This window comes from Candidatus Koribacter versatilis Ellin345 (assembly GCF_000014005.1).
Classification (GTDB): Bacteria; Acidobacteriota; Terriglobia; order Terriglobales; family Acidobacteriaceae; genus Korobacter; species Korobacter versatilis_A.
In genome coordinates this window covers 108,052-133,319 of the sequence record NC_008009.1, presented here as the reverse complement: position 1 = coordinate 133,319, position 25,268 = coordinate 108,052, and the positions used below count along the sequence as shown (strand labels likewise).

The following is a 25,268-nucleotide window of genomic DNA, read 5'->3' as shown; positions in this document are numbered from 1 at the left end:
TTTCCTTCGTCTCCGTTTTCCCACCACTCACGTGGTGGGCTATTTCATTCCGTCGCTGCGCAACTGAGACTTTGGTGCGGTTGGCGAAGTGGGATTGGCGCCGACGGCGCGCTTGGATTCGGCAGCGGCGGTTTCGGCGCGCGCGGCGGGCTTTTTCCCGGGGAGAGTCGCGGTGTTCGCCGCGGTTTTTGCGGTTTCGCGTTCGGTTTTTTTGGCGGCGACTACTTCGAGTTTCTTTTCTTCGGCGATGTCGGCGGCGATTTCTTCTTCGAGGAGGTCGGCTTCGTCGTCGTCGTATTCGGCGGCTTGGCGGTCGAAGCCGGAGACATCGAGGTCGATGTGGCGCACGTTGATGGCGGCGGTTTGCAGGCCGTAGAGGAGCAAGCCCGCGGTTTTGTGGTCGATTTGGCCGGCAAGGAGAGCGTTGAGCGTGTCGTTGATGGCGAGTTGGATGGAGGCGGCGTCTTCAAGCAGCGGGAGCTGGAACGGGAGGTTCAGGCGGGCGGCACGGCGCTGTCGGCGCTGGCTCTGACGGTGCGCGGTGTGGAAGTAGCAGTAGTCCTGATCGCGCAGGGCGGGTGATTCGCAGCCGGTTCCGTTGGCTTTGATGTGGTTGCAGAGGTTGATAGCCATGTTAACTCCTTGGTACCCCTACCGGGGGAAGCGGTTCTTTGTTTTCTGAAGGTTAGAGGGTGTTTTCCGCGCAAAATATTGAGGGCGCGGGGGTTACGGGGAAAATATTGAGGGGGAAGGAGTTAGGGTGGCGCTGGCTGGCGCACGGCAGAACAACAGATCCCACGTCGGGCTGACGCCCTCCTCTGGATGACAAGAGAGAGTAGTGAAGACGGAGGCTGTGGGGTCGGCTTACGCCAAGTAGAACAGCAGATCCTTCGGCGCGACGGACGCGCCTCGAGGATGACAGGAGAAGGTGGTGCGGGGGAGAGATTGGTGTGGGCTGCCCGCACGGCAGAACAGCAGATCCCACGTCGGGCTGGCGCCCTCCTCTGGATGACAAGAGAGGGTAGCGGAATGGGAGACGGTAGCGTGGGCTTACGCGAGGAAGAGAAACGGTGGTGTTTGGGGACACGTGTCCTGTGGCCGGCCATTGTGGGCGGCGGGAGGTGGAAACTTCGGGTGATCCCCACATGGAGCACAGTATCGGAGGGCGAGGGGATAGGCTGTGACGACCAGCACCCGTGGACGTGATGATCGTCACGCGAGATATGGTCAGCAGTCGCAACCGCCAGTGATGGGACAGACGAGGAGATAAAGCAGAAAAGTGAGGTTTACTTCTTCGGATGTTCCCGCGTGTCGAGCTTGCGTTCCAAAACGTAGGGATCGTAGGTCGGTTTCGCTTCGAACAAGGAATCTGCCATCGGCGCGTTGTAGGTAACGTTGCGGATGAAGCGCTGGTTGGTGTAGTCGCCATTGTGGGTGCGGACGATGCTGTGCGGCGTGTTGAGCGGGCCTTCCATGCGCCAGTTGCCGTAGATCTCGCCTTCGGTGTCCTTCTGCTTGTCGAGCACGCTGCGGTAAGTGAACGACTTCTTCACCGGCAGGTGCGAGTTCTGGTCGATGTAGATGGACGCAGTTTCGTTGTGGACGTTCATCACGGTGACGACCTCGGTCATGCGCTGTTCGGCAATCGCGGAGCCTTCGTAATAGATCTGGGTTCCAGGCTCCTTCAACCAGACGTGCAGGAGGTTTTCGAGCGAATAATTGCGACGGCCGACGTATTCGCGCCAGGAGCTCGGTTCCTGAATGGCCGTGCCCTTATAGGTGATTTCGTATCCCACGTCGGCGTTCTCGATGTAGATGACGTCGCGCTGCTTGGTGAGTTCGAGGCGCTCTTTGTCAGGGAACTTGAAGAGGCGGTGGAATTCGATGCCCAAGCTGTTGGGCTTGCCGTTGTAAAAGCTGTAGGTTATGCCCGTCTGCTCGATGGTGGTGACGTTCATGTAGTTGTCGCCACCGAGGGCCTCGATCATCTGGGTGAGCAGGGTGCGGGCTTTCTTGACGGTTGCGTCTTCGTCGCCGGTAAGTTTGGGGAGCCAGTCGTTGGAGGCCGCGGTAGTGGCCGGCGTCGCGGCGGGAGCGGGAGTGGTTGCAGGCGCAGTTTGCGCCGAAGCCGCGGCGAGCAGCAGCAGGAAGGGAAGGAGCTTCTGGATCATCTGCTTCATTAGACGTTCACGACCGCAAATTGGAATTATCCGACGAGCACGGCCCCACCGTTCACGTTAAATATTTCGCCGGTGATGAAGCCGGCCATCGGGGTACAGAGGAACAGCACCGGCGCGGCGATCTCTTCCGGCTTACCGACGCGGCCGAGAGGAATCTGCTGGTAGATCAGGGCGTCGGCCTTGGGATCGACCAGGGTTGACGCGGACATATCGGTATTAACCCACCCGGGCGCGACCGCGTTCACGTAGATTCCGTAGCGAGCCAGCTCGGTTGCCAGGCCCTTGGTCATGGAGATAAGCGCGCCTTTGGACGCGGAATAGTCCACGTGGAAAGCCTCGCCGCGTTGGCCGGAGGTGGAACTGATCAGCACGATGTGGCCGCCGCGGCCCTGCTGCTTCATTTGCGCGACGGTGTGCTTGATGAGGCCGAAGACGGAATCGAGATTGATGGAGAGCGTGTTGCGCCAGTGCTCGTCGGGGATCTCGTTGATGGGGATATCTTCGGGCGGCCACAGGCCGTGGTTGGCGACCATGATGTCGACGGCACCGAACTTGGCGACGGCGGCTTCCACCAGCGGCCCAGCCGAGGCGATGTTGCTGAGATCAGCCTGGACCGCGAAGCAATGGTCAACACCGAGTTCTGCGACGAGCTGGTTGGCGGCGTCGGCGGCGCGCTGATAGTTGAAGACGACTTTCGCGCCGGCCTGCACGAAGAGACGCACGATGGCGGCGCCGATACCGCGTGAGCCTCCGGTGACGAGCGCTACTTTGCCGTTTAAGGACATGGGAACGGACATTTATCGCACCGCCTCGAAGTCGTTTTTCTTTGCGGCGAATTGTTCGTGCCAGCGCCGGGCTTCGGCGAGGAAGCGCTCGAAGAGCAGGCGAGAGAATTTGTCTTCTTTGTACGTGCGCTCAGGATGCCATTGCACGCCGAGCACCCACTGGTCGGGCGCAGTGCCTTCGACAGCTTCAACGACGCCATCGTGCGGCGACGTTGCTGCGAGTTGAAGACCATCGCCGAGGGTGGCGAGCGACTGATGGTGCGACGAGTTCACCCAATGCTCTGCAACGTTCGGCTCGGCTTCAGCGGCGATCTTTGCGAGCATGGTTGCGGGCTTGACCTCTACGGTGTGCGCGCGGGCTTCGTGCTTCACTTCGTGCGCAATCTTGCTCTCTATGTGCTGCACGAGGGAGCCGGTCCGCCAGACGTTGAGCGATTGCACGCCGTAGCAAATGCCGAACACCGGCTTGCGCATGTTGTAGGCATCTTGCAGCAGGAGTTCGTCAGCGTTGTCGCGCGCGACATCGGCGGCAGCGGTATGCGGGTCTTTTACCTCGCCGTACTTTTCGGGATCGAGATCGGCTGGGCTGCCGGGGAGGAGCACCGCATCGCAGGATTTCATTCGGTGCGCCTGCTCAGCCGACGGGAGTGCCAGTTCGATGATGACCGCTTCGCCACCTGCGGCTTCGATGGGAGCGACGTAATCCTGCAGGCGCTTGCCGGTGTATTGGCGCGAGGAATGCGGCTCGGGGATGGCGATGCGTGGCTTAGTGGAACTCATCCTTGTCCCTCGGGAGATTCCGTGAGTTGCGCGTGGCGCAGGGCTTCGTCTGCCGGCTCGGTGGCCGGGCGCTCGATCGTCGAGCGGGAATAGTACAACTCAGCGACTGCGTCTTCCGCAAGCGCGGCGAGTTTATCCATCTCTCGCGGAGCGTAGCCGGCAGTGGAGATGGCATCGCCAATGACAAGTTGGAACGCGCGCGGACGGATGTGGAAACTGTTCATCGGCAACGCTTCGTAGGTGCCGATGAGCGCCATGGGCACGATGGGCTTCTGCGCCTTGATGGCGACGTAAAACGATCCGCCGAGGAAGGGCTGGAGCTGGCCATTGGGCGAGCGTCCACCCTCGGGGAAGACGACCATGGAGGTGCCGGCCTTCAGCGTGTCGCTGGCCTTCATCAGGCTCTTGAGCGAGGCACGTGCGTTCTCGCGTTCGATGGGGATTTGCCCGGAGCGCGAAAGATGCCAGCCGAGCACGGGGTAGCGGAAGAGTTCTTTCTTCGCCATGATGCGGAACTGGAAGGGCAGCGCGGCGTAGAGGGTGGGAATGTCGAACGCGGAGAGATGGTTGACGACATACACCGCGGCGCCGCCGACGTAGAGCTTTTCAGGATTGATGATGGTGACGGGACAGCTGGCGGTGCCGAGGATCATCTTCGACCAGGTGCGCGCGAACCAGTGCTGGATGCGGCCGTCGCGATCGAAGAGCGAGGAGATGAGCGAGCCTGCGCCCATGATCGCGGTGTAGAGATACACCATCGGGACATAGAAGAAATAGGACCGTAACCGGCTTAGCAAGGCAGGCATCGCTTGAAATAGATTATCGCAGCGAAAGGGGCGGGCGGAGAATGTCCGCACAGCGAGAGGTTTAGGTTTCTACCTGAAGCGCGTTCATGGCTTCGCCAACGACGAAGATGGAGCCGGTTACGACGATCACGCCATTTTCCGCCGTAAGCTCAGGGGCCTTGTGAACCGCGGCTTCGACACTGGCGCATTGGACGACTTCGGTTCCAACTTCCTTGGCAACTTCGGCGAGTTCGGCGGTGGTGGCGGCACGGGGATTCTTGGCTTGCGTCACGATGACTTGCTGGGCGGTGGGGAAGAGGATCTGCACCATCTCGCGGAAGGCCTTGTCGTGCATGGCGCCGAAGACGAGGGTTAGCGGACGCTCAGCGATCTTGTCGGATAATGCGGAGCGGAGTGCCCAGGCGCCGTCGGGGTTGTGGGCGACATCGAAGATCAACTCGCGTTTTAGGGCATTCTTTTCGGCGGAGATTACCTGGAAGCGGCCGGCCCAGCGGGTTTCGCGAATGCCTTGCTCGATCTGTTTCGACGTAACGGGGAATCCGAAGCGCGCTAGTTCTTCTGCGGTGGTGATGGCGAGCGCCAGGTTGCGGAGCTGGTGGCGTCCGGGAAGCGGGGAGTTAACTTCGATGATTTCGTTCATCACTTCGAGCGGATAGCGGTTGCGGCCTTCGACATCGCGATAATCCGCGGAGCCGGGCGCCATCGGCGGCATGTGCTTCACCGCACTGATGCCCTTGGCTTGATGATCGAGGATCGCGTGGCCGATGACGTCGTTGGCGGCGGGATGCTGCGGCAGCGTGACGACGGTGCCGTTGGGCTTGATGATGCCGGCTTTTTCGGCGGCGATTTCGGCGATGGTGTTGCCGAGAAATTTCTGGTGATCGAGCGAGATGTCGGCGATGACCGAGATCAGCGGCTCGACGACGTTGGTTGCGTCGAGGCGGCCGCCCATGCCGACTTCGAGCACCGCGATCTGGATTCCGGCGCGCGCGAAGAGTTCGAAGGCCATGGCGGTGAGCATCTCGAAAAAGCTGGGATGCCACGGGAGCGCTTTGGTCTCGACCAGTGCGCTGGCGAGGGTTTCGACGTGCTCGTAAGCGGCGGTAAATTCGGCGTCATTGACCTGCGAGCCGTTGATGCGGAATCGTTCGTTGATCTTGACGAGGTGCGGCGAAGTGTAGAGGCCGGTCTTGTATCCGGCGGCGAGAAGGATCGAAGACAACGTGGCGGCGGTGGAACCTTTGCCGTTGGTGCCCGCAATGAGCACGCTGGCGAAGCGGCGTTCGGGATGCGCGAGGGCGTCGAGGAGCACGCGCATGTGTGCGAGATCGAACTTGTGCGAGGGCGTGCCCGCGAGCTCGTGGCCGAGCTGGTAGAGCGCTTCGACAGCGGTTTCGTAGGTCATGAGGCGAAGCTCAAGATTACCGCATTTGGTTCGCGATGCATTTTGTTGTCACTCGAGGCAGGAGACTGCCAGCGGAAAACGTTGTCCACCAAAGTAGCAAAATCAGCAGCAACTATGCGAGCGGGAGCAGTGTTCTAACTCCACAGCAAGCGAGTGGCTGGAGCCGACATCGAAGAATTTGATGGGGCTCATCAAAAAGTGCACTTGCGGCGAGGAGGGAATCGCGGTATCTCTCCCGTCAACGTTCTTGAAGTGGGGTGATGAAAGTGGGCCAACTAGCAGATTCTCGACCTTTGCAGGAGATGTTCCTTAACCTTGTGGACCGGCATTTCGATGAAGACATCGGGCTGCGCGATCCGGACGTGAAAGAGTACGTCGCGGCGATGCTGGCGGAATTTGCCGATGCCGAGAACCTGTTCCGCGTGAAGAACGCGGAGGGCAAGCCGATCCAGGATGTCGGCGAAATGCTGCTTGAGAGCGATCCGATCTATGGACCGGCGTCGTCGTTCGATCGCGAACGCCAGGTGCGGAAACATATCGGCGACTACACGCTGTTCTTCAGCGGCATGTTTCCGGAGAGCATTAATCACGTTCGTCTCCGCAAGCAGCGGCTGGAGAACATGATTGACTTCATGAAGGCCGGCAAGGAGAGCTATTACATCGTTTCGAAGTTTGAGCACTTCGAATACGCCAAGGTGGCGCCACTGTTTGCAAAGTTGTCGAAGGAATTCGAGAGCTGCGTTTACGGCCTGAACTGCGTGAAGAACGACCTTCAGGAGATGCACCACCCGATCATCGGGAAGACACGCGACTTCATTATGTAGCTCGGCGATAGAAGCTCAGCACGGCGTCGCCCTGCTTCAGCGAGCGGTAGCGCTGGAGTGCACCGACGCCGTCGCCGGGATCGAAGTGCTTGGTGTGTTCGGCGATGACGATCGCGCTTGGCTTGAGCAGCGGAGAGTCGCTGAGAATTCGCAGCACTCCGAGATACGCGCCCTCTTCGCGATACGGCGGATCGAGAAATACATAGTCCACCGGATCGATTCCCTCCAATTGGCGCAATCCTGCGTTGGCATCGCTGGTAAGAACCTCGGCTTGATCTTGCGCATCAAGACTTTTCACGTTCTCCTGCGTAATGCGCGCGATCTTCGGCGCTTTCTCCACAAAGTAGATGTATCCAGCACCGCGGCTGAGAGCTTCCAGTCCGACAGCACCAGTTCCGGCAAATAAATCGATCCAGCGGGAGTCTTCGAGTTGGTAGCCGGAGGCGAGGACGTTGAACAACGTTTCGCGGAGGCGGTCGGAGGATGGGCGGACGTCCATGCCTTGCGGCGTCTTCAACGAACGGCTGCGAAATTTCCCGGAGATGATCCGCATACAGAACTGGGTGGAACCTGGCCTCGGCTTGTCGCGTCTAAGAAGTGTATAGAATGTGAGCAGGGGCTGGGGAACCGGCTCCCTTTTCTATCATGCGAAGCTGGTCCATTCCGATAGGGCGATTGTTCGGCGTCGAGGTGCGACTGCACCTGACGTTCTTTTTCCTGCTGATGTTCGTGTGGTTTGCGCAGTCGGCGGCGAACGGAACGGCGCTGGCAATGCGCGGACTTGCGCTGGTGGGCCTGGTATTCGGCTCCGTGGTGCTGCATGAGTTGGGGCATGCACTGGTCGCGATCCGTCTCGGGGTGAAGGTGCGCGGCATTGTGCTGCTGCCCATCGGCGGCATCACGTTCATGGACGACAACGCGCCGCATACGCGACAGACGGCGGCACGCGACATTCGCATCAGCGCTGCGGGACCGCTGATCAATCTCGGGATAGGGATCGGCGCCGCGATTGCCTGCGTCGGGCTGTTGCACATGAACCTGCTCGCGCGGCCGCTGATTACGCCGGTGAACCTGACGAAGAGCTTCGTGTGGGCGAACCTGTTTCTCGGACTGTTTAATCTGCTGCCGGCGTATCCCATGGACGGCGGGCGCGTGCTTCGCTCCTGGTATGCGCAACGCATGGACTACGTGCAGGCCACGCGGCGGGCGGTGACGATCGGCCAGACCTTCGCAGCGCTGTTCATGGTCGCCGGGATCTGGGCGCCGTGGCTGATGATGATCGGCTTCTTCCTGTTTATCGGCGCGCAAATTGAAGATCGGACTGCGATCTTCCAATCAGTGCTGGAGACGGTGCGGATTGAAGAGGTCATGCTTACGGACTTCTCGACGCTGTCTTCAGCCGACACGCTTGAAGACGCGCTGCACAAGGCCGTGCACTCGTTGCAAGACGAATTCCCGGTGATTCGCGGCAGCGATCTGGTCGGCGTCATCTCGCGCCAACGCATTCTCGATGCGCTGCGCGGCGGCAATGGCTATGTGCAAGGCGTGATGAACCGAGGCTTCCAGATCGCACAGAAGTCCGAGACGCTGGCAGCAATCTTCCGGCGCATCGGAACCAAGGGCTTGAGCCTGGTGCCGGTGGTGGATGGCGATCGCCTCGTGGGCATCGTAACCATGCAGAATTTGACGCATTCGATGGCGCTGCTGGCGGAGTCGCGGAAATTGCAGAGGATGGAAGAGTAGCAGGGGCTAAAGCCCATTCCTTCTGAGCAGCTTGTCGGCAGCGCTGAAGCGTTGCCCTGATACAAATCTAAAAAGTCAGAGTGGGCTTCCGCTCGGCATTTGGGCAAAGAAAAACCCCGCCCTATCGCTTCGCGATAAGGACGGGGCACCCAGACTGCAAAACCTAGAACTGCACTACATTCGCAGCCAGGATCGCTTTCTGCTGGCGTAGCTGTTGCAGGACTGGCTCTTTCAGCGGGCCGTCGACCTGCACCGCTGCGATGGCGTTGCCGCCGCTGTTGCCGCTGGGACGGCCTAGCGCGAAGTTTGCGATGTTGACTTCGTGCTCGCCGAGGATGGTGCCGACGCGTCCTACTACGCCGGGGATATCGCGGTTGCGAATGACCAGCAACGTCCCTTCGAGCGGGGCTTCCACATCAATGTTGTCGAACGAAAGCAGGCGCGGCGAATTGCCATGCAGCACCGTGCCTCGTACAGAGAGCGTTCCCTTCGGCGTCGTGACCGTTAGGCCGAGCACATTGGCGGCGGCGCCGCTCGACGGGTGCTCCTTCTTCGACTCGTGCACACGGATGCCGCGCGTCTCAGCCACGGAGTTGGCGTTGATGACGTTCACGCTCTCGTCGGTGGTGTGCTGCAGGATGCCCTTGATGCTGGCATTGCGGATGAGCTCGGTCTTCCAGTCGGCGAGCGGGCCGGTGTAGCGGATGCCGATTTCTTCGAAGCGCGATTCCGCGAGCTGCGCGAGCAGGCTGCCGAGGCGTTCGCCTAGGGTGATGAATGGCTCCAGCGCGACGTACTCCTGCTCGGTGAGCGACGGCATGTTGACTGCGTTCTGCACGACGCCGCGTTGCAGGTAATCGCGGACTTGATGCGCGATCTGCACGCCTACCGCATCTTGCGCTTCGGCAGTGGAGCCGCCGATGTGCGGGGTGAGGATGACGTTGGGCACGCCATGGTAGGGCGATGCCTTCAACGGCTCTTCGGTAAAGACATCGAGTGCCGCTCCGCCGACGTGGCCGGACTTCACGGCTTCCGCGAGGGCGGCGTCGTCAATGAGTTCGCCGCGCGCGCAGTTCACAATGCGCACACCCTTCTTCATCGTGGCGAGCGTTGTCGCGTTGATCATGTTCGCCGTCTGCGGCGTCAACCCAACGTGCAGCGTGATGTAATCCGCAACTGCAAGCACTTCGTCGCGATCAGCGAGGCGGATCTTCGCATCGTGCGCAATTGCGGGAGAGACGTAGGGATCGTGGGCGACGAGCGTCATGCCAAACGATGCTGCGCGCCGCGCAACTTCCAGGCCGATGCGTCCGAGACCGACGATACCGAGGGTTTTGCCGCGCAGCTCGGTGCCTTGCAACGACTTCTTTTCCCACTTTCCGGCGTGCATGGTTTCGGTGGCGCGGGGGATGAAGCGGGCGAGCGCGAGCATGAGGCCGATGGTGTGCTCAGCGACGGCGATGGCATTGGCGCCGGGGGTGTTCATCACGGCGATGCCCTTGCGGGTAGCGGCTTCAAGCTCGATGTTGTCGACGCCAACGCCGGCGCGTCCGATGACGCGGAGCTGGTCGGCGTGCTCAAGCATGGCGGCGTCCACGAAGACGGCCGAGCGGACGATGAGGGCATCGGCGCCCTTGAGCTGTTCGAGAAGTTGTTCTTTCTGGGCGACCTGGTCGGGAGTCACCACGTTCCACGTGGGATCCTGCTTGAACAGATCAATGGCGGCTTTGGCAATTTTTTCGGCGACAACGATTTTCAAGATAGCGGTCCTTGCGGTGGTAGCCACCCGCGGGCGGGTTGACTCCGGGTTGATACAGCGAGAAGGAGAGTGGTAGCGCGGCGGCAAAACCGCCGCGCCGTTGGGTTTCGCAGGGGCTAAAGCCCCTTGTTGTGGAAGCAGCGTTGCGGCATCGCTAAAGCGATGCCCTGATACACACCGTAACGGCTCGTCATACACACCGCGACGGCTCGTCCTACGTGACGCATTCGACACGGGTCGTTCTAAGCAGATCGTTTACACCGTAGCAGCGGCAAACGTTGCGCGCTGTGCGTAAACGAACTGCGCGGCACGCAGGCCGGGTCCAAACTCAACGTGCGCGGGCTTCGAGATCGAAGCCAGCACATGCTCGAGTGCGCCCACGATTGCGATGGTGTCGAGGTAGTCGTAATAGCCGAGGTGCGCGACGCGGAAGATTTTGCCCTTCATCTCGTCACCCTGACCGTTTGCGACCACCGCGCCGAACTGGTTGCGGAAACCCTTCACGATGGCGCCGGAATCCACGCCCGCGGGGGCGTTGATGGCCGACACTGCCGCTGCCGGCGAGTGCTTCGCAAACATCGTGAGCCCGAGAGCTTCGGCTGCGGCGCGAGTCATGGCCGCCGCGGTTTCGGCGTTCTCCACCAACGCATGGCGACCGTCAGACAAATTACCGTTGCCCATGCCGCGGATGAAGTCCAAAGCTGCGCCGAGTCCCGCGATCAACGACGTCGCCGGTGTGTAGGCCGATTCGCCCTTTGCCGCCGACTTCCGTTCTTTGCGCAAGTCGAAGTAGAAGCGCGGGTTCTTCGTCGCGTCCATCTTCTTCCAAGCGCGCTCGCTGACAGAGAGGAAAGCCAATCCTGGCGGGATCATGACAGCTTTTTGCGAGCCACCGATGATCACGTCCACGCCCCAGCCATCCACGTCGAAGTGGGTGGTGCCGAGGCCGGTGATGGCGTCCACGACGAGCAGCGTGTCGGTGCCCTTCAACAGCTTGGCTACGCCTTCGACGTCATGGCGTACGCCGGTTGAGGTCTCGGTGCCCTGCATGTAAACCACGCTGACGCCGTCGAGCTTTTCTTTGACGGCATCCAGCGTCCAGGTTTCACCGTAGGGCGCGCTTACGACTTCAGTTTTTACGCCGTAAGCTTTCGCGAGGCTGCTCCAGCGTTCACCGAACTTTCCGGCAGTGAGCACGAGAACTTTGTCGCCGGGTGAAGTGAGGTTCGAAACCGAGGCCTCCATGGCGCCGCTACCGGAGCAGGCCATGAGAATGACGTCATTCTGGGTCCCGATAAACGATTTCAGGTCGGCAAGAGTGCGTACGTAGAGGTCACGGAAGTCGGCGGTACGGTGATGCATGGTAGCCGCCGCCATGGCGAACTGCGCCGAGGGCAGAAGTTGGGTCGGCCCCGGCGTGTACAGCCGGTTCTTATGAAGCATTGCTTACTCCAGCGTGGTTGACTTGTAGTTTTGTGGGACTGCGGTAACGGGCGAGTTTCCATTGAAACTCACTACCACGCCGGAATGCAAATCGTCTTTGTTGGTAACGACCAAAATCCCGTCCGCATTTCCTGTTGCAGGACTGCCATTTTCGATCTTGATGGAGCGGATCGCGCTCTTCGGAACCTTCGCTACGAGAACGACTTCGTTGAATTGCTGGTCGAGTTTCACCTGGTTATTCACCAGCACTACGAGGCGATGCCCGCCATTTGTGTTCACCAGCAAATAGGCGTGGTCCGCACCCGCGCCGCCTCCGGCGAAGTCGCCTTCCAGGCGTCCGGTGGGCTGCACGTGGCTGCTGCGCAACCACTGCACCAGGCTGGGATCGAAGTCGGGACTGTCCGCGAGGCGCCATCCCTGGAGGTCGGGAATATGCAGGGCCTCGTCGGCCGGAATTCCCACGGGGGATCCACCCGAACCGACCATGGCTGCGTTCATTTTCTTTGAGTGCTCGTAGTTGGCCAGCGCCGCGATACCGGTACAGACGGCAACCACCGCGATCACTGCGGCCAGGACTTTGCTCGTTGGCCGCGGTGCCGATACGCGCTCGACTTTCACTTGCGCGGCACCGGGCATCAGCGCCAATTGCTTGCCGATCACCGCCATGGATTCCATGTGGTCGATCAGGTGGCGGCTGGGCGATCCTTCAGGAAGGGTCAGTTCACTGATTTCCAGGGCTCCGCGCTGAATCTCGACGAACGTACGCGACGAGCAGCAGAGCTTTTTGATCTGCTTCATCGTGGTGTCGCCGGCCACAAAGATCTTTGCCTGTGTCGGCTGGTTCGAACGCAGCACCCACTTGGCGTCGAACTGATCGTTGCCGGTCTTCACCACCTGGCCGCCCTCAGTAACCGGTGAGTCCTTCGGCACCAGCATCATGTCGAAGGTTGCGGGCACATCCATGCGGATGTTGACCGCGGGCGTGTTCTCTTCTTTCGAGAAGCGTAAGGTCGTGCGGTAGCTCTGGGTGTTTCCCGTAATCACCAGGTCGTTCAAATCACGGAAGGTCTCGCCGCGAAGGAAGAACTCGATCGCCCGGGCATCGTCACGCAGCTCGGAGTATCCCGCATACCGGCGCAATGCATTGATATAGGGGATGATGACGCTTGCCAGTGCAATGAGCACAACGCCGAGGGCGAGAATAAGGATCGTGTTGGTATCCATGAGAGCCAGCCGCGAATGAAGTGAACGCCCGCAGAACACACCAAGGCGCTTCGCTGGCACCCTGGCAGAGACTCTGCGGCTGTGCCGCGAATCATAAACTGCGCTGGAGGTATAAGCAATAAAACAGGTTATCGGGGGGCAAGAGTGGTTAGCTCTTGGATTTACACTCGCCCGAGGACCGCTAACACGGCCTCTGCAGCCTTGACCCCGCGGTATTGCGCCTCTTCGAAGATCGAAAATCCGCTGAGGTCGGAATTAGCGAAAAGCAGCCGCCCGCGAAGCTTGGCAAGCTCACGGCGCTGGGGATCGAAGATCGCGCCCGGCGTTGGGCGTGCCATGGCATGGCCCATACGCATGAGGTCAATGCGGGTAACGCAGGCACGAATGTCAGGATGCACCCGCTCGAGGTCGCGGAGGATGGCGTCTTTCCAATAGTCGGCATCGGAGGCGAGAAGCTTGCGGCGATTGTCGGCGGCTGCACCTTCGGCGAGCGCCCAATAGAACGTCCAGACCGTTTTCTCGACGTGGGACCGCAGGGTCTGGTGGGTGGCGTCCACGTAGCCGAGGGTGGGTGAGTGCATAACGACGTTGTCCCAGGCGCGCTCGTCTTGATTCGCGCCACGAGGTGAGCGGTCGAGGGTGAGGTTCGCGGTGAGCCAGGGGGAGTATTCGAAGCTGGGCTTGGGGCCGAAGCCCTCGATGATGTAGGGCGCGAGGAAGGTGGGCGCGGCGAAGATCACAGCATCGCAGAGATAGGCGGTGTCAGCGGTTTGCACCGTGTACTTGTTTTTCTCGGTGCGGATTCGGCGAACGGGCTGGCTGGTGCGGACGTAGCCGCCGACGATCTTTAGCAGCTGCTTGGTGATCCAGCCATTGCCCTCGGGCCAGGTGAGCGGGCCTCTTTCTACTGGCTCACGAGATGAGAAGTAATGGATACCGGCCCAGGCGGAGGTGTCGGCGGCGAGAGCGCCGTAGTCGTCGCGGCAGCAGTAATCCATGTACCAGCGGATGGGCGCGCTGTTGACACCATTCTGATCGAGCCACTGCGCGAAGGAGAGCCGGTCAAGGTCCGCAGATTTCTCTGTCAGCCCCAGTTCGCTGGGGATAGTGAATGCGCCGCTCGCGCGATGCTTCGCGAAGAGATCTTCTAACCTGGCGAACTGATCGCGATCACCTTGCGCGAGACCCACTGGCTCAATGCCATCCTGCCAGCGTCCTAACGCAAACAAGCGTTCTTGTGGGGCGAAGCACAGGTGGCGCTCGTCCCACACGCCATTCTTTAGCACGCCGAGGTCTTCGAAGAGTTCGCGGACATACACCGCGCGCAAGCCCGGTACTGGCAGATAGTGCGCTGCCCATGGATAGGCGCTGACTTCGTTTTCGCCGGAGCGGGCGTTACCACCGGCTGCGTCGTTCATCTCCAACAGCACGAAGTCGTGAAAGCCGCGCTTATGCAGGCGCCAGGCGGCACTGAGGCCAGCAATGCCACCGCCGACGATCACCAGCGTCGTCTTCTCTGTTTGCTTCGGATCGCCGAAGGGCTGGCGGTCGCGGATGGCGTGGCCGGCGGTGAAGTTTTCGTTTACCCATCCGCCGGGGATTGGCCGACCCGACTTTTGCGTCATGCCAACCAAAGCTGCGCAGCTGAGTTGGATGAACTCGCGCCGCGTGTTCAATGGCTGATGTCCTTCCAGTCGTTGTCGTACATGCGCACCAGCACCTGGTCGTTGAGGTGATTGGCGGGCACGTTCATCGGCGCCATGTCGGGTGGGAACTGGAAGAGCGTGGGGAGCGTAGCGGTGCTGACGAAGCGCAAGCCTTGCGGCAGCGACGTCGGCGCTTCGTATTCGTGCGTGCCGGCCAGAACAAAGCCCCACTCGCCGAACGATGGCACATAGACGTGGTACGGATACGTCTTCAGGCCCGTCTGTTTCAGCGTCTCGGCAATGCACCAGAAGGAATCGCGAGCGAACATTGGCGATGTACTCTGCACGACCATGAATCCCTGTTCGCTCAAGTGGCGCGCGACGGCGCGATAGAACGTAGTGGTGTAGAGCTTGCCGAGCGAATAGCTGGTGGGATCGGGGAAGTCGATCACGATGAAATCGAAGCTCTCCGTGCTTTGGTCGATCCACGGAAACGCATCGGCGTTGATGACTTTCACCTTGGGATCGAGAAACGATTTCTTATTCAGCGCCGTGAGCATTGGATTCGTGCTGAACAGTTTGGTCATCTCGGGATCGAGGTCCACGAGGGTGATGCTCTCGACCTGCGGATACTTCAAAATCTCGCGTACGGCGAGGCCGTCGCCACCGCCGAGCACCAGCACATGCCGCGGTACCGGCACTGCCGACAGGCCCGGATGGATCAGCGCTTCGTGGTAACGGTACTCGTCGCGCGAGCTGAACTGAAGGTGTGAATTGAGAAATAACCGCAGATCGTCTTTGAACCGAGTGAGCACGATGTGCTGATAGCGCGTGTCGCGCGCGAACACGATTTCATCGGCATAGATGTTGTCTTCCGCCGCCGCCGTGATCTTGCGCGCGTTCACCATGCCCGCGCACAACGCAATCAGGACAATCGCCGACATCGCCCGCAACATGGTTCGCTTCGCCAATTCCGAGCCGAACAGGAAGGTGGACCACAGCGCCACGAGCGCGTTCACGATCCCGAACAACATCGCCGAACGCACCAGTCCGAGCTTCGGCACCAGCAGCACCGGAAAAAGTAGTGACGCGCCGAGCGCGCCGATGTAGTCGAACGTCAGAACATGCGCCACGGTGTCGCGGAAGTCATACTTTTCGCGCACGATCCGCATCAGCAGCGGGATTTCGAGCCCCAACAGCACGCCGATGACGATCACCAGCGTGTACATCAGCAAGCCGAATGCCTGCGTATAGGCGAAGGCAAGGAAGAGCAGCGCCGATGAAAATCCGCCGATCAGGCCGACCATCAGTTCGATCCAGATGAAGCGGTGCACCAGTCCGCTGCGGATGTAGCGCGACAGCGCGCTGCCAATCCCCATGGCAAACAGGTAGCTGCCGATGATGGTCGAAAACTGGAAGACCGAATCGCCAATCAGATAGCTGGCGAGCGTTCCTGCGATCAATTCATAGATGAGCCCACACGCCGAGATCAGCAGGACCGAGATGAAAAGCAGGATCGCCATTTAGTGGACGGCCGCGGCGATGATGATGCAAATCCCAATAGAGAGCGCTCCCACCAGGATCGCCAGCGCCTGGTTGTGCTCCTGCACGATCTCTTTCCAAAGGTGGTAGGGCGTCATCTTGTCGAGCACGATGAACGCAACCGTAAAAATGAAAATGCCGATGAACGCGAACACCAGCGCATTCACGATGTTGGTGACCGGAATGAGGTTCATCTATTTGCCTCCCGTGTAATGGTGGTAAACGCCGTACACCGATCGGTAAGAGCCCGGATTGTCGCGCACCGAGCGTGGCACATTCTTCAACTCACTCACACTATTGAAGCTGAACCCGCGATACTGCGCGAAACCCACTGCCGCGAGAATCAAAAGGCCGTAAACCAGAAACGCTTTACTCATCGCCGCCGCCTTTCACGTGCATCCCCATGGCTGCAGCCGCCGGCTGATAGTCGCTCTCCGCCCAGCGCATCTGCTCGAAGTTGAATGCCTTCCATGAAATGAAGACCGCCGGCACCAGCAGCGCCAGGAAGGCCCATCCGTACAGGCTCATCACGGGGACATCGCGGGTGACCGTCACCGTGTACTGGATCGGCCCGAAGTTCGCTTCTGACTCGGGCTCGACGCGCAAGTAGTAATGTCCGGCGGGAACGGAGGGCACGATCACCGAATCTTCATTGCTGCCTTCTGTCCACGAGCCATCGGAATCGGAGCCGTGGTAATAGCTCACCTCGCGGCCGAAGTCGTATGCCTGCCCGTTGACATCGTCGATCAGCGCGTAATTGAGATAGATCCACTCGTTGTTGATGTTCGACTTCGTCTTGACCTCAACGTCGCTGATGCGTCCCTTTAATTCAAATGTCGGCGTGACAAACGAGGCTTCCTGCCCGGGCTTGGGCTGCGTAAACACGTAGTTCTGGGTAAAGACCTTTTCGCTAGCGCCCATCCCAACATTCGCGATGAACAACACGATCATCGCCAGCATCAGTAGCCCAAAGCTTTTCCATACGCCGCGCCAACTGGTGCCGAGCGGTGAGGGCTGGTTCTCGTACACGCCCACCGCGGCTGGCGGCGCCCCCGGCAGTTTAAAGCTGCTCCACACCAGGGATCCGGGAATGTATTCGCCCAACGACCACGTTGTCTCTTCGCTCGTCTGTTCGCAGGAGAGCATGAATGGTGGATTCACGTAGTCGTTGCACTGCGCTGCGTCGTTAAAACGCACCTGCCATGGAAACTCGCCGAGGACGAACGTTGTGTGTGCGTCCGACGTTTGAAACAGCGAATACTTTTTGCCCAGATATTCGGCCGAACTTCCACGGACTGCCGGCAAGCCTTTCGTCGGGCTCACATCGTTCCAATGCCCGTCGTACTCAACGAGATAGCGGAATCCTTTGAACGGATTGAACAGCAGATACTCGTGCCAGCTGTAGTCGGTGCCCTCGACCTGGATCGTTCGCCGCTGGAAGCCGATGACTTCGTACTCGGTGCCGCGAAACGTTCCACGCGAACCGAGTGGGATCAGCGGCTTGTCGGTCAATTTTTCCGAAAAGGTTTCGAGGACCTTCAGGTTCGGGTCTTTGGCATCGAGGATGGCGTGGCAGTGATCGCACACCACGGTCACGGCGCGATCCATGGACCGCAGCACCAGCGCCGCGCCGCAGCTCGGACAGTTCAGCGCCTTTGCCGTGGGACGTGGGGGAACCGGAGGCGTGCTCATTACCAGCCCTCGAAGGTGCGCAGGTTCTTCATCTTGAGCGCATCGAAGTCCACGATCTCGCCGCGATACAACGCCGGCTCATCGTCGCTGTAATCAATCGTGGCGAAATCGCCGCGCGCCGACTGGCAATCCGCGAAGGTTGCTGTCGTTTTGTCCCAGTACTGAAACGGCAGCTCGCCTTCCACACCGCGATACTTGGCGTTCGTAATCACCGACACCGTGAACGGAATTCCATCCCAGGTGTAATGCTGTCCGGCTTGCACGGCATTTGCTGCGGGCAAATCTTTGTGTGGCGTCGCACGGGTGAAGCAGTACGTGGCCTGCGCATCCGACAACCAAGCGCTGGTGCCGTCCTGCATTACGACGTGCCACTCGTTCCATGTGCCTTCGTCATACTCGTACACAATGCGGCCCGCGACGGTGAACGCCTTGTTCTGGTAAATCCCTTCGGTGGCGATCTGGATCGGCGAACTATCGGGCGGGAGGTCGGAAACCGTGCCGACCTTTTCTAAATCAACGTCGGTCCGCACCACGATAGATTTGCAATAGGTGCACACGGTCTGCACACTGCTTGGCCACTTGAAGTCCAGCGGTGCGCCGCAGTTCGGGCACGCGGCAGAGACGTGCGTCATTGCACGGCCTCGCCCACCGGCATGGCGCGCAGCACATCGTCGGCGTCGGCCACGTAGGGCCGCTCTACCCGACGCACGTTTACACGGTCAGCCCCGAGCCGCACTTGCAACTCGCCGACGAAATCCCAATTCGGCCGCGGACGGCAGCAGAACAAATTCAAGCAAAGCGATTGATGTTCCGGAAAGGTATGCACCGCAAGATGCGATTCCGAAAGCAGCGCAAAGCCAGTGACGCCGTTGCTGCCGGGGAACTGATGCCAGCGCATCTCGCCGACCACATGCAGATCGAGATCGCGAATGATCGCGGCAAACAATTCCTGCAACGCCGCGAGGCTCCGCAAGTCCGCCGCGCGGCAGCCCTGCGCCTCAACGATCCATTCGATCCCCTGCATTCTGACGCGGCCCCGGTCTGAAGAATGTTGCGGATGGTATGGCGTTTTCCAAGCGAAGTCAATTGACACAAAAACGCGGCACCCCGAAGAGTGCCGCGTGGTATTACCGCGTGAGTGTTATTGCACGGTCAGGTTGAGGTTCAACACGTGGCTCGTCGAACCCGAGGTTGCTGTGACGGCCAACGTCGTGGTGCCGGTGATGGCCTGGTACATGGGCTGCGAAACCGATGCCGCATGCGAAGAATCGCCGGTGTACTTGGCGGTGATCGCATGGGTTCCGACGGTCAGCGTGTTTACTGCCAGAGTCGCTTGTCCGTTGGAAACATCCACGGCATTGCCCAGTGCGGTGGTTCCGTCATAGAAGGTGACGCTGCCGGTCGCACCGTTATTGCCGCCGCTCACATCGGCTGTAAACGTCACGCTGGCACCTGCTGCCACCTTCGGTTGCGAAGACTCCAGCATCACCGACGTAGTTGCCGCCGGTGGATGACTGTCGCCGCCGCAAGCCATCATCAGCCCGAAGAGCGCGATCGTAGCCAGCATGCCCGCGAGGTACTTCCGGCGTTTTCCGGAAATCCCGAGCAGGAAGAACCCGAGAGCGCCGGAGCCGCCGGTAAGCATCCACCATCCCGAAACATGATTTGCAGCCGCGTTGGTGAACGGGCCCTTCATCGTGACGGTCATCGTAGATTGTCCACCGCTGGCGTCGAGCGTGGCGGGTGAGAAGCTGCAGGTTGTTCCCGCGGGCAAGCCGTCGCCGCAAGTCAGCGTCACCGCTCCTGAGAATCCCAGGATCGGAGCCACTGAAAGTATTGCTGACGTCGTGCCTCCGGCCGAAATGGTCAACGCCGAAGGATCGGAGCTGACCGTGAAGTCCGGTGGCGAAACCACCACGGTTACTGCAGCCGTGGTCGCCGGATTGAAGTAGGAGTCGCCTGAGTACTGCGCGGTGATGACGTTCGTGCCCGCGGGCAGAGTCTCGCGAAGGCTCAAGCCACTGTTCGCCCACGGATTCATCCCGGTCATCCCCAATTGTGCGGTGATGGCCTGGGGTGCTCCGCCGTTCACCGCGTCGAAGAACTGCACGCTGCCCTGCGGTTGATACCACGACGTGGAGTTGTAGTAGTAGCCCTGCACCACGAAGTTGAGGCTGGTCTGTTGTCCAGCCAGAACGTAGGCGCCGGTGGTCGTCAATGATACGGTCGAATCGAGTTTCGCAATCGTCGTTTTGAAAACGCCGCTCGAAGACGAGGCGTACGTGCTGTCGCCCTGGTACTGCGCATAGACTTCGGCAGTTTGAGCACCAGCTTGTACCGAGATCGTGACTTGTCCGTTGACCAGGTTGCCCTGCCCGTTCACCTGGCCGTTGGAAGTGAGCACGACCTCGCCGGTCGGCGCCGCTCCGCCTGCTTTCGCCGGCTTCACGTTCACGAGGAAGTTGATCCATTGTCCGAACGAAACTGCCGCCGGATACTGAGTGACGGTGGTCGTCGTCGTTTCACCCGCAGCGGGGATGACCGTGTAGCTGCTGCCCCAAGAATACGTCGGATCATCCTGAGCAACGGCCGCGTAGTTGGCATCGCCACTGTATTCCGCAGTGATCCAGTGGTCTCCCACCGTGGTGAGTTTCGCCGTGTACGTCACCTCGGGAACAGTTGGACCGTAAGGTCCGTCGGTCGCGAGGGGAATTGCATCACTCAGCTTCTTGCCGTTGTCGTAGAAGGTCATGGTCCCAGTCGGTACCGGTGTGCCGAATGCACGGACACCTGCGGTGAGGAGCACCGGCTGTCCTGCCTGGACCTGCCACCAACTGATTTGGATGGTGGACCAGACCTTCTGTGGCGTGAACGAGATTTTCGTCACCCCCGACGTACTCGCGTTGAAGCCGCTATCGCCGGAGTACTGAATCGAGAGATCACTATCGCCCGCAGGGAACGTGTACGACATTCCGTTGCCGGTTTGGATGTACGCGGAGCCATCGCTGTTGAGCGGTGCGCTCATCACGACGGTTCCGTTCCGAAGCACGTTGACGGTGCCGGTTGCCCGTCCCTCGCCGGACTTGCCGTCGACCTTCACACTAATCCACAGCGGGTAGGCCCATTGCGCCGAACCGGTGTACGGAATCACGCGGCTCGTATTGGGATCAACCGTGTAGAGACCGATGATCGTCGTCGTGCTGTCTTCGGGCGTGACCGTCACCGCAGCTGGCGCCGATGTGCTCGCGCCGAAGGTGCCGTCTCCGCCGTACTGCGCGGTCAAGCTGTAGCTACCGCCCGGAAGGTTCGCTACCGGACCACTGTAGCTGCCGTTCGCATCGAGCGTGACCTGGCCAACTGCACCGTACTTGTCCGTGACCAGCGACACCGGCCCCGTCGGCTTAGAACTGCCGCCGTCCGTCGCTGTCACCGCGATGTTTACCGTTACCGGATCGCCGTGAGCGACCGTGCCACCGCCGACCGTGAGTGCTGTGGACGAGGCTGCAAACGTCACCTTCGCCCAGTTGGTTGCGATGTTCGCTGCATTCACCGTGCCGAGGCCGGTAGCCATGTCATAGCCGGTCGTCGCGCTCCACTCCGCGCTGTCCGTGCCATAACCGGGCAGTCCGGGCACGCTGTTGCTGCCCATCGTTACGTCGTTGAAGTTGCACGTGCTCGTTGCTGTTGGATCCGTCCGCTTCGACGAATCGCAAGCCGCTTGATCGTCCATCGCGGCGAGTTTGTAGAAGATGTAGTTCGCCTGCCCCTGGAAGGCGCCGTTTTTCTGCTCGATCAGCGCCATGATGCCGGCCATCGCCGGTGTCGATGCCGATGTGCCTCCAATCGTGCTGGCGTTGGTCAATATCGTCTGGCCGTTGACCGTCGTGGTCTGACAGCCTCCGATCAGGCAGAACAGGAAACCATCGTCATCCGGCGATGCGTTCAGCGAGAGGTCCGGCGTATCGCGCACACCGTCGTTCGGCACACCTAATCCGGTCTGCCACGACGGCTTCGGAGTTCCCGCAACGCAGGTGATGAGCCCCTGATCGTCCACCGTCGATTGGCTGCAATTGCTGGGACCACCGCCACCGCCATCGAGGTTGTAGTTTGTCTGTCCATAGACGCAGTTCGTTCCTTCCTGCGGAAGGTTCGGATCGCAGCTTTCGTTCCACGCCTGTTCCGGCACGTAGCCGAGTACCGAGCCGAACGTGGAGTCGTTGTTAGGGGACCAGTACTGTCCGAAGTTGCTGCCCTCGTTGTACTGTGTGCCACCGACGGCGACGTTGTAAGGAGTGGAAGACAATCCGCTGATGGTGGGGCCATACTGCGCCGGCCCCGGCGGGTCATAGCCGGCGCGCTGCAGATCGCCATCACATTCCGCCGCGCCCACGTCGCCGGTAGATACAAACACCGTCATACCTTGCGCCGCCGCTTGCGCCCACAACGAGTTGTAGAACTGGTTGCTCGCCGGGCCCATGAGCGCTTCGCAAAGCCCGTAACTCACGGTGACGATCGGTGCTACGGCGTTGTCCACAATGTATGCGGCTGAGAGATCAACACCGTCCGTGGTGTCCGTGCTGCCGCTGGCGACGAAGTTGATCGTCGCGCCCGGAGCCATCGCGCTGGCCCATTCCACGTCCAGCGTGTTCTCCACCAGGTCGCCGAACGGATATCCCGGATCAGGCCCGTTGACGATGAAATTGGGGTCGTTCTGTTTGAGGCCGAAAACGTTCCGGAACAACTGCACGTCGCTGAGATAAATGTTGCTGCGGCCCGCCACTGCAATCGAGATTCCGGTTCCGTCCACGCCATCGTTCAACAGCGGCGAAGCGTTGTAGATCTTCTGCGCGTCCGTCGGTGCAAGGTAGTAGTAGGGATTCAGGTTGTAGTCACGATAGGTCCACGCCGGATCGACGGGCGCCAACTTGCCATCGTCGCCCAACTTCACTTTCGACAGCTTCGAGGTATTCGGCTGCTTGTGGAAGTTATGCAGCGAGAGAACGCCGCTCACCACCGGCGAGATCGCACGCGGTATCGAGATCTCGGTGGCGTTGGCCATGTGGCGCTCGCCATTGGTTTCGAAATAGTGAAGCGATGTGCCGAACGCAGTTCCCACCTGGTGCGCGGATCCGGAGAACTCAATCCACTGGCGACCGTTGCCGATTTTGCTGACCGACATTCCCTGCGACTCGAGCCAGTTCTTCACCTTCGCAACATCCTCTTCGGAAGGTCCGTAACTCGCCGCGAATTTTTCGGGCGTCAGCCACTTGTGATGGTTGGGAGATTTCTTGTTCTGCTGGCTGTCGAGCAGGCGTTGCAACGAGGCCTGTTGCTCTGCGCTGGGCTTCAGCACGAGCATCATGCGCTGCAACTTCATGCCGCCGTCCACTTCACCGAGATCGTGCGCGTTCTTCGCCGCTTTGGGTACCGTTCCACTTAAGGTGACACGCGCCGTGTTGTCGATTTTTTGCGTGATGCGAGAAGGATTTTTTACAGCCTGTGCGCCGGCGTAGGAAGCAATCCAAAGCAGTGCGAGGCAAATTGAGAGCAGTCGGGCCCGAACGAAGAAACGATTCATCACGATTGTCCTGAGCAGGGTGGCCCTGCGGGTTTAGGGGTGGGACAGGCGGCGGGAACGCACCGGCCGTTAACGTACACGGCACACGGCGTATTGCGAGCGAGCTTTTGCCCGCCGGTGTGAAAGCTAGTTGTGTGGGAAGTTCAAAGGCATCACGGCATCGGCCGCGGAACTGCGAGGTAGCGGAGCTTGTAGAAGAACAACGGACGTGGGTTTGCGAGGAGCATCACTGGAATTTGACGCGATTATTTCCCTCGTTCCGCAGTGTGTCAACGTCAAAAGATTTCTGGAAACCATAAATGAAACTAATACAGAGCCGCCCATAAAACCGATTCACTGGTGGATCTGGTTCGCGCAGAGTTCCCCTCACCTCAGCGATTCGTAGCTCACATCTATAATCTCCGCATGAGCCTGAGCGAACAGATCCAGAAAGACATGGTCGCCGCCATGAAGAGCAAGGAAGAAGAAAAGCTCTCCACGCTGCGCATGATGAAATCCGCGGTCAAGAACAAGGAAATCGACAAGCGCGCACCGCTCGACGATAAGGAAGTTCTCGCCGTCCTCAGCACCATGATCAAGCAGCGTAAAGATTCCGTCGAACAGTTCACCAAGGGCGATCGCCCCGAGCTCGCTGCGAAAGAAGAAAGAGAAATCGTCCTGATCGAAACCTACATGCCCAAGACTGCGAGCGAAGAACAGATCGTCGCCGCGGTGCGCGCCACCATCGCCGAGATGGGCTCGCCGACCATGAAAGACATGGGCACCGTGATGAAAGCCACCATGGCCAAGTTCGCCGACGTGCGCGTGGATGGGAAGCTCGTCAGCGAAACCGTGAAAAAGGAACTCGCGGGCAAGTAGGCAGCACCAACCACACTCCCGAGGACAGTATTTCTTGAGCGATAAAGTTCGCGGTCTGCTCGTCTACAGTGCGCGCGGCGCGATCACCGGCCTGGCGCTGATGATCCTTCCGCAGGAATGCGCTCACCGTCGCATTCCGTTTTCGTGTTGCTGGCAAGATCCATCAAGCACTTCGCGTTCGCAGACCTGTTTCTTCTGTTCGTCGCGGGATTCTTCTGGGGCTTCGCCAAGGGCTGGCCACAGGGCATCTTCGCGGCCTTCTTCCAGATTGGACTACTGCCTATTCTCGCCATCGGCGAAGTGTTCAAGGATCCGACTTCGCACAATCTGTGGCCGCTTGAGTTCGTGATGTACGGCTTCATGGGCGGAGTAGGCGCGTTCGGCGCGGCGCTTGGCTTGGCGCTGAAGAGCAGCCGGATCGGCGCGCGTCAGACGACGGCGTGATCGACCTCTAGGTCGCACGCAGCTGTTGGTACTCCGGGCCGAGCTTGTGGCGAAGATACTTCACATGCATCGCCTCTAATCCGTAGATCGACACCAGCACGGCCAATATCGAAACCAGCGCGATCGTCATTCGCGAGGTCTTGCGCGCCTCCGCTCCCTTCTTAAACCACGCTCGGACCATCGATTTGTTCAGGTAGTAGAGCTGGAAGAGAGACAGCGCGGCGGCCGAGATTACGGTGGCGTTCCACATCAACGCGCTGATCAAAGGAAAACTGACTGCCCCGAGCGAAACAATACTGAACGGAGACACCAGCAGCATCACGATCCGGGACCAGTTGTGACCTCTCCAGAAGAACCAGAGCAGAAGCCAAAATAAGCCGACCTCAAACGAGGCGATCGCAACGAAAATCCACGTTGGCACCGCAGTGCCTGGAAAATGCGGAACGAAGAAGTCGCCGACCGACAATACGAACCACAGCCCTGTGAGAGTCGAAATCCCGAGCGGACGCATGCGCGCAATCTAATCTACGCTCCCGGATTTCGCAATCCTGAAACCCTG

Annotated in this window: 23 protein-coding genes; 4 read left to right on the top strand and 19 right to left on the bottom strand. The window is 60.0% G+C overall.

The annotated features are described in order from the left end of the window. Nucleotides 1-39: 39 nt before the first annotated feature. From ACID345_RS00640 to ACID345_RS00615, 6 genes are all read right to left on the bottom strand, one after another. A complete protein-coding gene (locus ACID345_RS00640; RefSeq protein ID WP_011520931.1) occupies nucleotides 40-633 on the bottom strand; it encodes a hypothetical protein in 594 nt (197 codons plus the stop codon). A 653-nt stretch (nucleotides 634-1,286) separates the two neighbouring features. Next, complete coding sequence (locus tag ACID345_RS00635; protein ID WP_011520930.1) at nucleotides 1,287-2,180, bottom strand: hypothetical protein; 894 nt, start codon at nucleotides 2,178-2,180, stop codon at nucleotides 1,287-1,289. 26 nt (nucleotides 2,181-2,206) lie between these two features. Further along, a complete protein-coding gene (locus ACID345_RS00630; RefSeq protein ID WP_011520929.1) occupies nucleotides 2,207-2,977 on the bottom strand; it encodes an SDR family NAD(P)-dependent oxidoreductase in 771 nt (256 codons plus the stop codon). Further along, complete coding sequence (locus tag ACID345_RS00625; protein WP_011520928.1) at nucleotides 2,978-3,745, bottom strand: gamma-glutamyl-gamma-aminobutyrate hydrolase family protein; 768 nt, start codon at nucleotides 3,743-3,745, stop codon at nucleotides 2,978-2,980. Beyond that, complete coding sequence (locus ACID345_RS00620; protein WP_011520927.1) at nucleotides 3,742-4,551, bottom strand: lysophospholipid acyltransferase family protein; 810 nt, start codon at nucleotides 4,549-4,551, stop codon at nucleotides 3,742-3,744. The genes ACID345_RS00625 and ACID345_RS00620 overlap by 4 nt, the downstream gene beginning before the upstream one ends. A gap of 61 nt (nucleotides 4,552-4,612) precedes the next feature. Further along, nucleotides 4,613-5,956, bottom strand: coding sequence for a bifunctional folylpolyglutamate synthase/dihydrofolate synthase (locus ACID345_RS00615; RefSeq protein ID WP_011520926.1), 1,344 nt, complete (start codon nucleotides 5,954-5,956; stop codon nucleotides 4,613-4,615). A 302-nt stretch (nucleotides 5,957-6,258) separates the two neighbouring features. On the opposite strand from ACID345_RS00615, the gene ACID345_RS00610 reads away from it, so the two are divergent. Continuing rightward, nucleotides 6,259-6,780 (top strand): hypothetical protein, encoded by a 522-nt coding sequence (locus ACID345_RS00610; protein ID WP_148209968.1) that lies wholly within the window; start codon nucleotides 6,259-6,261, stop codon nucleotides 6,778-6,780. Here ACID345_RS00610 and rsmD read toward each other — a convergent pair. Continuing rightward, complete coding sequence (gene rsmD, locus ACID345_RS00605) at nucleotides 6,773-7,333, bottom strand: 16S rRNA (guanine(966)-N(2))-methyltransferase RsmD (protein ID WP_011520924.1); 561 nt, start codon at nucleotides 7,331-7,333, stop codon at nucleotides 6,773-6,775. The genes ACID345_RS00610 and rsmD overlap by 8 nt on opposite strands. Nucleotides 7,334-7,425: 92 nt before the next feature. On the opposite strand from rsmD, the gene ACID345_RS00600 reads away from it, so the two are divergent. Then, nucleotides 7,426-8,523, top strand: a complete 1,098-nt coding sequence (locus tag ACID345_RS00600; protein ID WP_011520923.1) for a site-2 protease family protein — start codon at nucleotides 7,426-7,428, stop codon at nucleotides 8,521-8,523. A gap of 163 nt (nucleotides 8,524-8,686) precedes the next feature. Here ACID345_RS00600 and serA read toward each other — a convergent pair whose 3' ends face one another. The 11 genes from serA to ACID345_RS00545 form a co-directional block, all read right to left on the bottom strand. Next, the gene (serA, locus tag ACID345_RS00595; RefSeq protein ID WP_011520922.1) at nucleotides 8,687-10,282 is read right to left on the bottom strand and encodes a phosphoglycerate dehydrogenase; all 1,596 of its coding nucleotides are present in this window, start codon (nucleotides 10,280-10,282) and stop codon (nucleotides 8,687-8,689) included. 255 nt (nucleotides 10,283-10,537) lie between these two features. Next, complete coding sequence (locus ACID345_RS00590; RefSeq protein ID WP_011520921.1) at nucleotides 10,538-11,725, bottom strand: pyridoxal-phosphate-dependent aminotransferase family protein; 1,188 nt, start codon at nucleotides 11,723-11,725, stop codon at nucleotides 10,538-10,540. A 3-nt stretch (nucleotides 11,726-11,728) separates the two neighbouring features. After that, nucleotides 11,729-12,949: a hypothetical protein gene (locus ACID345_RS00585; RefSeq protein ID WP_011520920.1), complete on the bottom strand. Its 1,221-nt coding sequence runs from the start codon at nucleotides 12,947-12,949 to the stop codon at nucleotides 11,729-11,731. 161 nt (nucleotides 12,950-13,110) lie between these two features. Continuing rightward, the gene (locus tag ACID345_RS00580; RefSeq protein WP_041855310.1) at nucleotides 13,111-14,625 is read right to left on the bottom strand and encodes a flavin monoamine oxidase family protein; all 1,515 of its coding nucleotides are present in this window, start codon (nucleotides 14,623-14,625) and stop codon (nucleotides 13,111-13,113) included. Continuing rightward, nucleotides 14,622-16,118: a polyamine aminopropyltransferase gene (locus ACID345_RS00575; RefSeq protein ID WP_011520918.1), complete on the bottom strand. Its 1,497-nt coding sequence runs from the start codon at nucleotides 16,116-16,118 to the stop codon at nucleotides 14,622-14,624. The genes ACID345_RS00580 and ACID345_RS00575 overlap by 4 nt, the downstream gene beginning before the upstream one ends. Then, nucleotides 16,119-16,331 (bottom strand): DUF350 domain-containing protein, encoded by a 213-nt coding sequence (locus ACID345_RS00570; protein ID WP_011520917.1) that lies wholly within the window; start codon nucleotides 16,329-16,331, stop codon nucleotides 16,119-16,121. It lies immediately after the preceding gene. Continuing rightward, complete coding sequence (locus ACID345_RS00565) at nucleotides 16,332-16,514, bottom strand: hypothetical protein (RefSeq protein WP_011520916.1); 183 nt, start codon at nucleotides 16,512-16,514, stop codon at nucleotides 16,332-16,334. Next, nucleotides 16,507-17,829 (bottom strand): DUF4178 domain-containing protein, encoded by a 1,323-nt coding sequence (locus ACID345_RS00560; RefSeq protein ID WP_011520915.1) that lies wholly within the window; start codon nucleotides 17,827-17,829, stop codon nucleotides 16,507-16,509. The genes ACID345_RS00565 and ACID345_RS00560 overlap by 8 nt, the downstream gene beginning before the upstream one ends. Then, nucleotides 17,829-18,461, bottom strand: a complete 633-nt coding sequence (locus tag ACID345_RS00555) for a DUF4178 domain-containing protein (protein ID WP_011520914.1) — start codon at nucleotides 18,459-18,461, stop codon at nucleotides 17,829-17,831. Before ACID345_RS00555 ends, ACID345_RS00560 begins: the two co-directional genes overlap by 1 nt. Further along, nucleotides 18,458-18,853, bottom strand: a complete 396-nt coding sequence (locus ACID345_RS00550) for an S-adenosylmethionine decarboxylase family protein (protein ID WP_011520913.1) — start codon at nucleotides 18,851-18,853, stop codon at nucleotides 18,458-18,460. The genes ACID345_RS00555 and ACID345_RS00550 overlap by 4 nt, the downstream gene beginning before the upstream one ends. A gap of 117 nt (nucleotides 18,854-18,970) precedes the next feature. After that, the gene (locus ACID345_RS00545; RefSeq protein ID WP_011520912.1) at nucleotides 18,971-23,407 is read right to left on the bottom strand and encodes an Ig-like domain repeat protein; all 4,437 of its coding nucleotides are present in this window, start codon (nucleotides 23,405-23,407) and stop codon (nucleotides 18,971-18,973) included. Nucleotides 23,408-23,812: 405 nt separating this feature from the next. Between ACID345_RS00545 and ACID345_RS00540 the strand changes: the two genes are divergently transcribed. Continuing rightward, entirely contained in the window at nucleotides 23,813-24,265 is a 453-nt protein-coding gene (locus ACID345_RS00540; RefSeq protein ID WP_011520911.1) for a GatB/YqeY domain-containing protein, read from the top strand. Between the two features lie 117 nt (nucleotides 24,266-24,382). Then, nucleotides 24,383-24,709, top strand: a complete 327-nt coding sequence (locus tag ACID345_RS00535; protein WP_011520910.1) for a hypothetical protein — start codon at nucleotides 24,383-24,385, stop codon at nucleotides 24,707-24,709. Between the two features lie 7 nt (nucleotides 24,710-24,716). Here ACID345_RS00535 and ACID345_RS00530 read toward each other — a convergent pair whose 3' ends face one another. Then, nucleotides 24,717-25,220 (bottom strand): hypothetical protein, encoded by a 504-nt coding sequence (locus ACID345_RS00530; RefSeq protein WP_011520909.1) that lies wholly within the window; start codon nucleotides 25,218-25,220, stop codon nucleotides 24,717-24,719. Nucleotides 25,221-25,268: the final 48 nt, after the last annotated feature.

What these genes read in the sequence shown, in the direction of transcription:
- ACID345_RS00640 (WP_011520931.1), bottom strand. Translation starts at nt 633, where the DNA reads ATGGCTATCAACCTCTGCAACCACATCAAAGCCAACGGAACCGGCTGC.
- ACID345_RS00635 (WP_011520930.1), bottom strand. Translation starts at nt 2,180, where the DNA reads ATGAAGCAGATGATCCAGAAGCTCCTTCCCTTCCTGCTGCTGCTCGCC.
- ACID345_RS00630 (WP_011520929.1), bottom strand. Translation starts at nt 2,977, where the DNA reads ATGTCCGTTCCCATGTCCTTAAACGGCAAAGTAGCGCTCGTCACCGGA.
- ACID345_RS00625 (WP_011520928.1), bottom strand. Translation starts at nt 3,745, where the DNA reads ATGAGTTCCACTAAGCCACGCATCGCCATCCCCGAGCCGCATTCCTCG.
- ACID345_RS00620 (WP_011520927.1), bottom strand. Translation starts at nt 4,551, where the DNA reads ATGCCTGCCTTGCTAAGCCGGTTACGGTCCTATTTCTTCTATGTCCCG.
- ACID345_RS00615 (WP_011520926.1), bottom strand. Translation starts at nt 5,956, where the DNA reads ATGACCTACGAAACCGCTGTCGAAGCGCTCTACCAGCTCGGCCACGAG.
- ACID345_RS00610 (WP_148209968.1), top strand. Translation starts at nt 6,259, where the DNA reads ATGTTCCTTAACCTTGTGGACCGGCATTTCGATGAAGACATCGGGCTG.
- rsmD (WP_011520924.1), bottom strand. Translation starts at nt 7,333, where the DNA reads ATGCGGATCATCTCCGGGAAATTTCGCAGCCGTTCGTTGAAGACGCCG.
- ACID345_RS00600 (WP_011520923.1), top strand. Translation starts at nt 7,426, where the DNA reads ATGCGAAGCTGGTCCATTCCGATAGGGCGATTGTTCGGCGTCGAGGTG.
- ACID345_RS00590 (WP_011520921.1), bottom strand. Translation starts at nt 11,725, where the DNA reads ATGCTTCATAAGAACCGGCTGTACACGCCGGGGCCGACCCAACTTCTG.
- ACID345_RS00585 (WP_011520920.1), bottom strand. Translation starts at nt 12,949, where the DNA reads ATGGATACCAACACGATCCTTATTCTCGCCCTCGGCGTTGTGCTCATT.
- ACID345_RS00575 (WP_011520918.1), bottom strand. Translation starts at nt 16,118, where the DNA reads ATGGCGATCCTGCTTTTCATCTCGGTCCTGCTGATCTCGGCGTGTGGG.
- ACID345_RS00570 (WP_011520917.1), bottom strand. Translation starts at nt 16,331, where the DNA reads ATGAACCTCATTCCGGTCACCAACATCGTGAATGCGCTGGTGTTCGCG.
- ACID345_RS00565 (WP_011520916.1), bottom strand. Translation starts at nt 16,514, where the DNA reads ATGAGTAAAGCGTTTCTGGTTTACGGCCTTTTGATTCTCGCGGCAGTG.
- ACID345_RS00560 (WP_011520915.1), bottom strand. Translation starts at nt 17,829, where the DNA reads ATGAGCACGCCTCCGGTTCCCCCACGTCCCACGGCAAAGGCGCTGAAC.
- ACID345_RS00555 (WP_011520914.1), bottom strand. Translation starts at nt 18,461, where the DNA reads ATGACGCACGTCTCTGCCGCGTGCCCGAACTGCGGCGCACCGCTGGAC.
- ACID345_RS00550 (WP_011520913.1), bottom strand. Translation starts at nt 18,853, where the DNA reads ATGCAGGGGATCGAATGGATCGTTGAGGCGCAGGGCTGCCGCGCGGCG.
- ACID345_RS00545 (WP_011520912.1), bottom strand. Translation starts at nt 23,407, where the DNA reads ATGAATCGTTTCTTCGTTCGGGCCCGACTGCTCTCAATTTGCCTCGCA.
- ACID345_RS00540 (WP_011520911.1), top strand. Translation starts at nt 23,813, where the DNA reads ATGAGCCTGAGCGAACAGATCCAGAAAGACATGGTCGCCGCCATGAAG.
- ACID345_RS00535 (WP_011520910.1), top strand. Translation starts at nt 24,383, where the DNA reads ATGCGCTCACCGTCGCATTCCGTTTTCGTGTTGCTGGCAAGATCCATC.
- ACID345_RS00530 (WP_011520909.1), bottom strand. Translation starts at nt 25,220, where the DNA reads ATGCGTCCGCTCGGGATTTCGACTCTCACAGGGCTGTGGTTCGTATTG.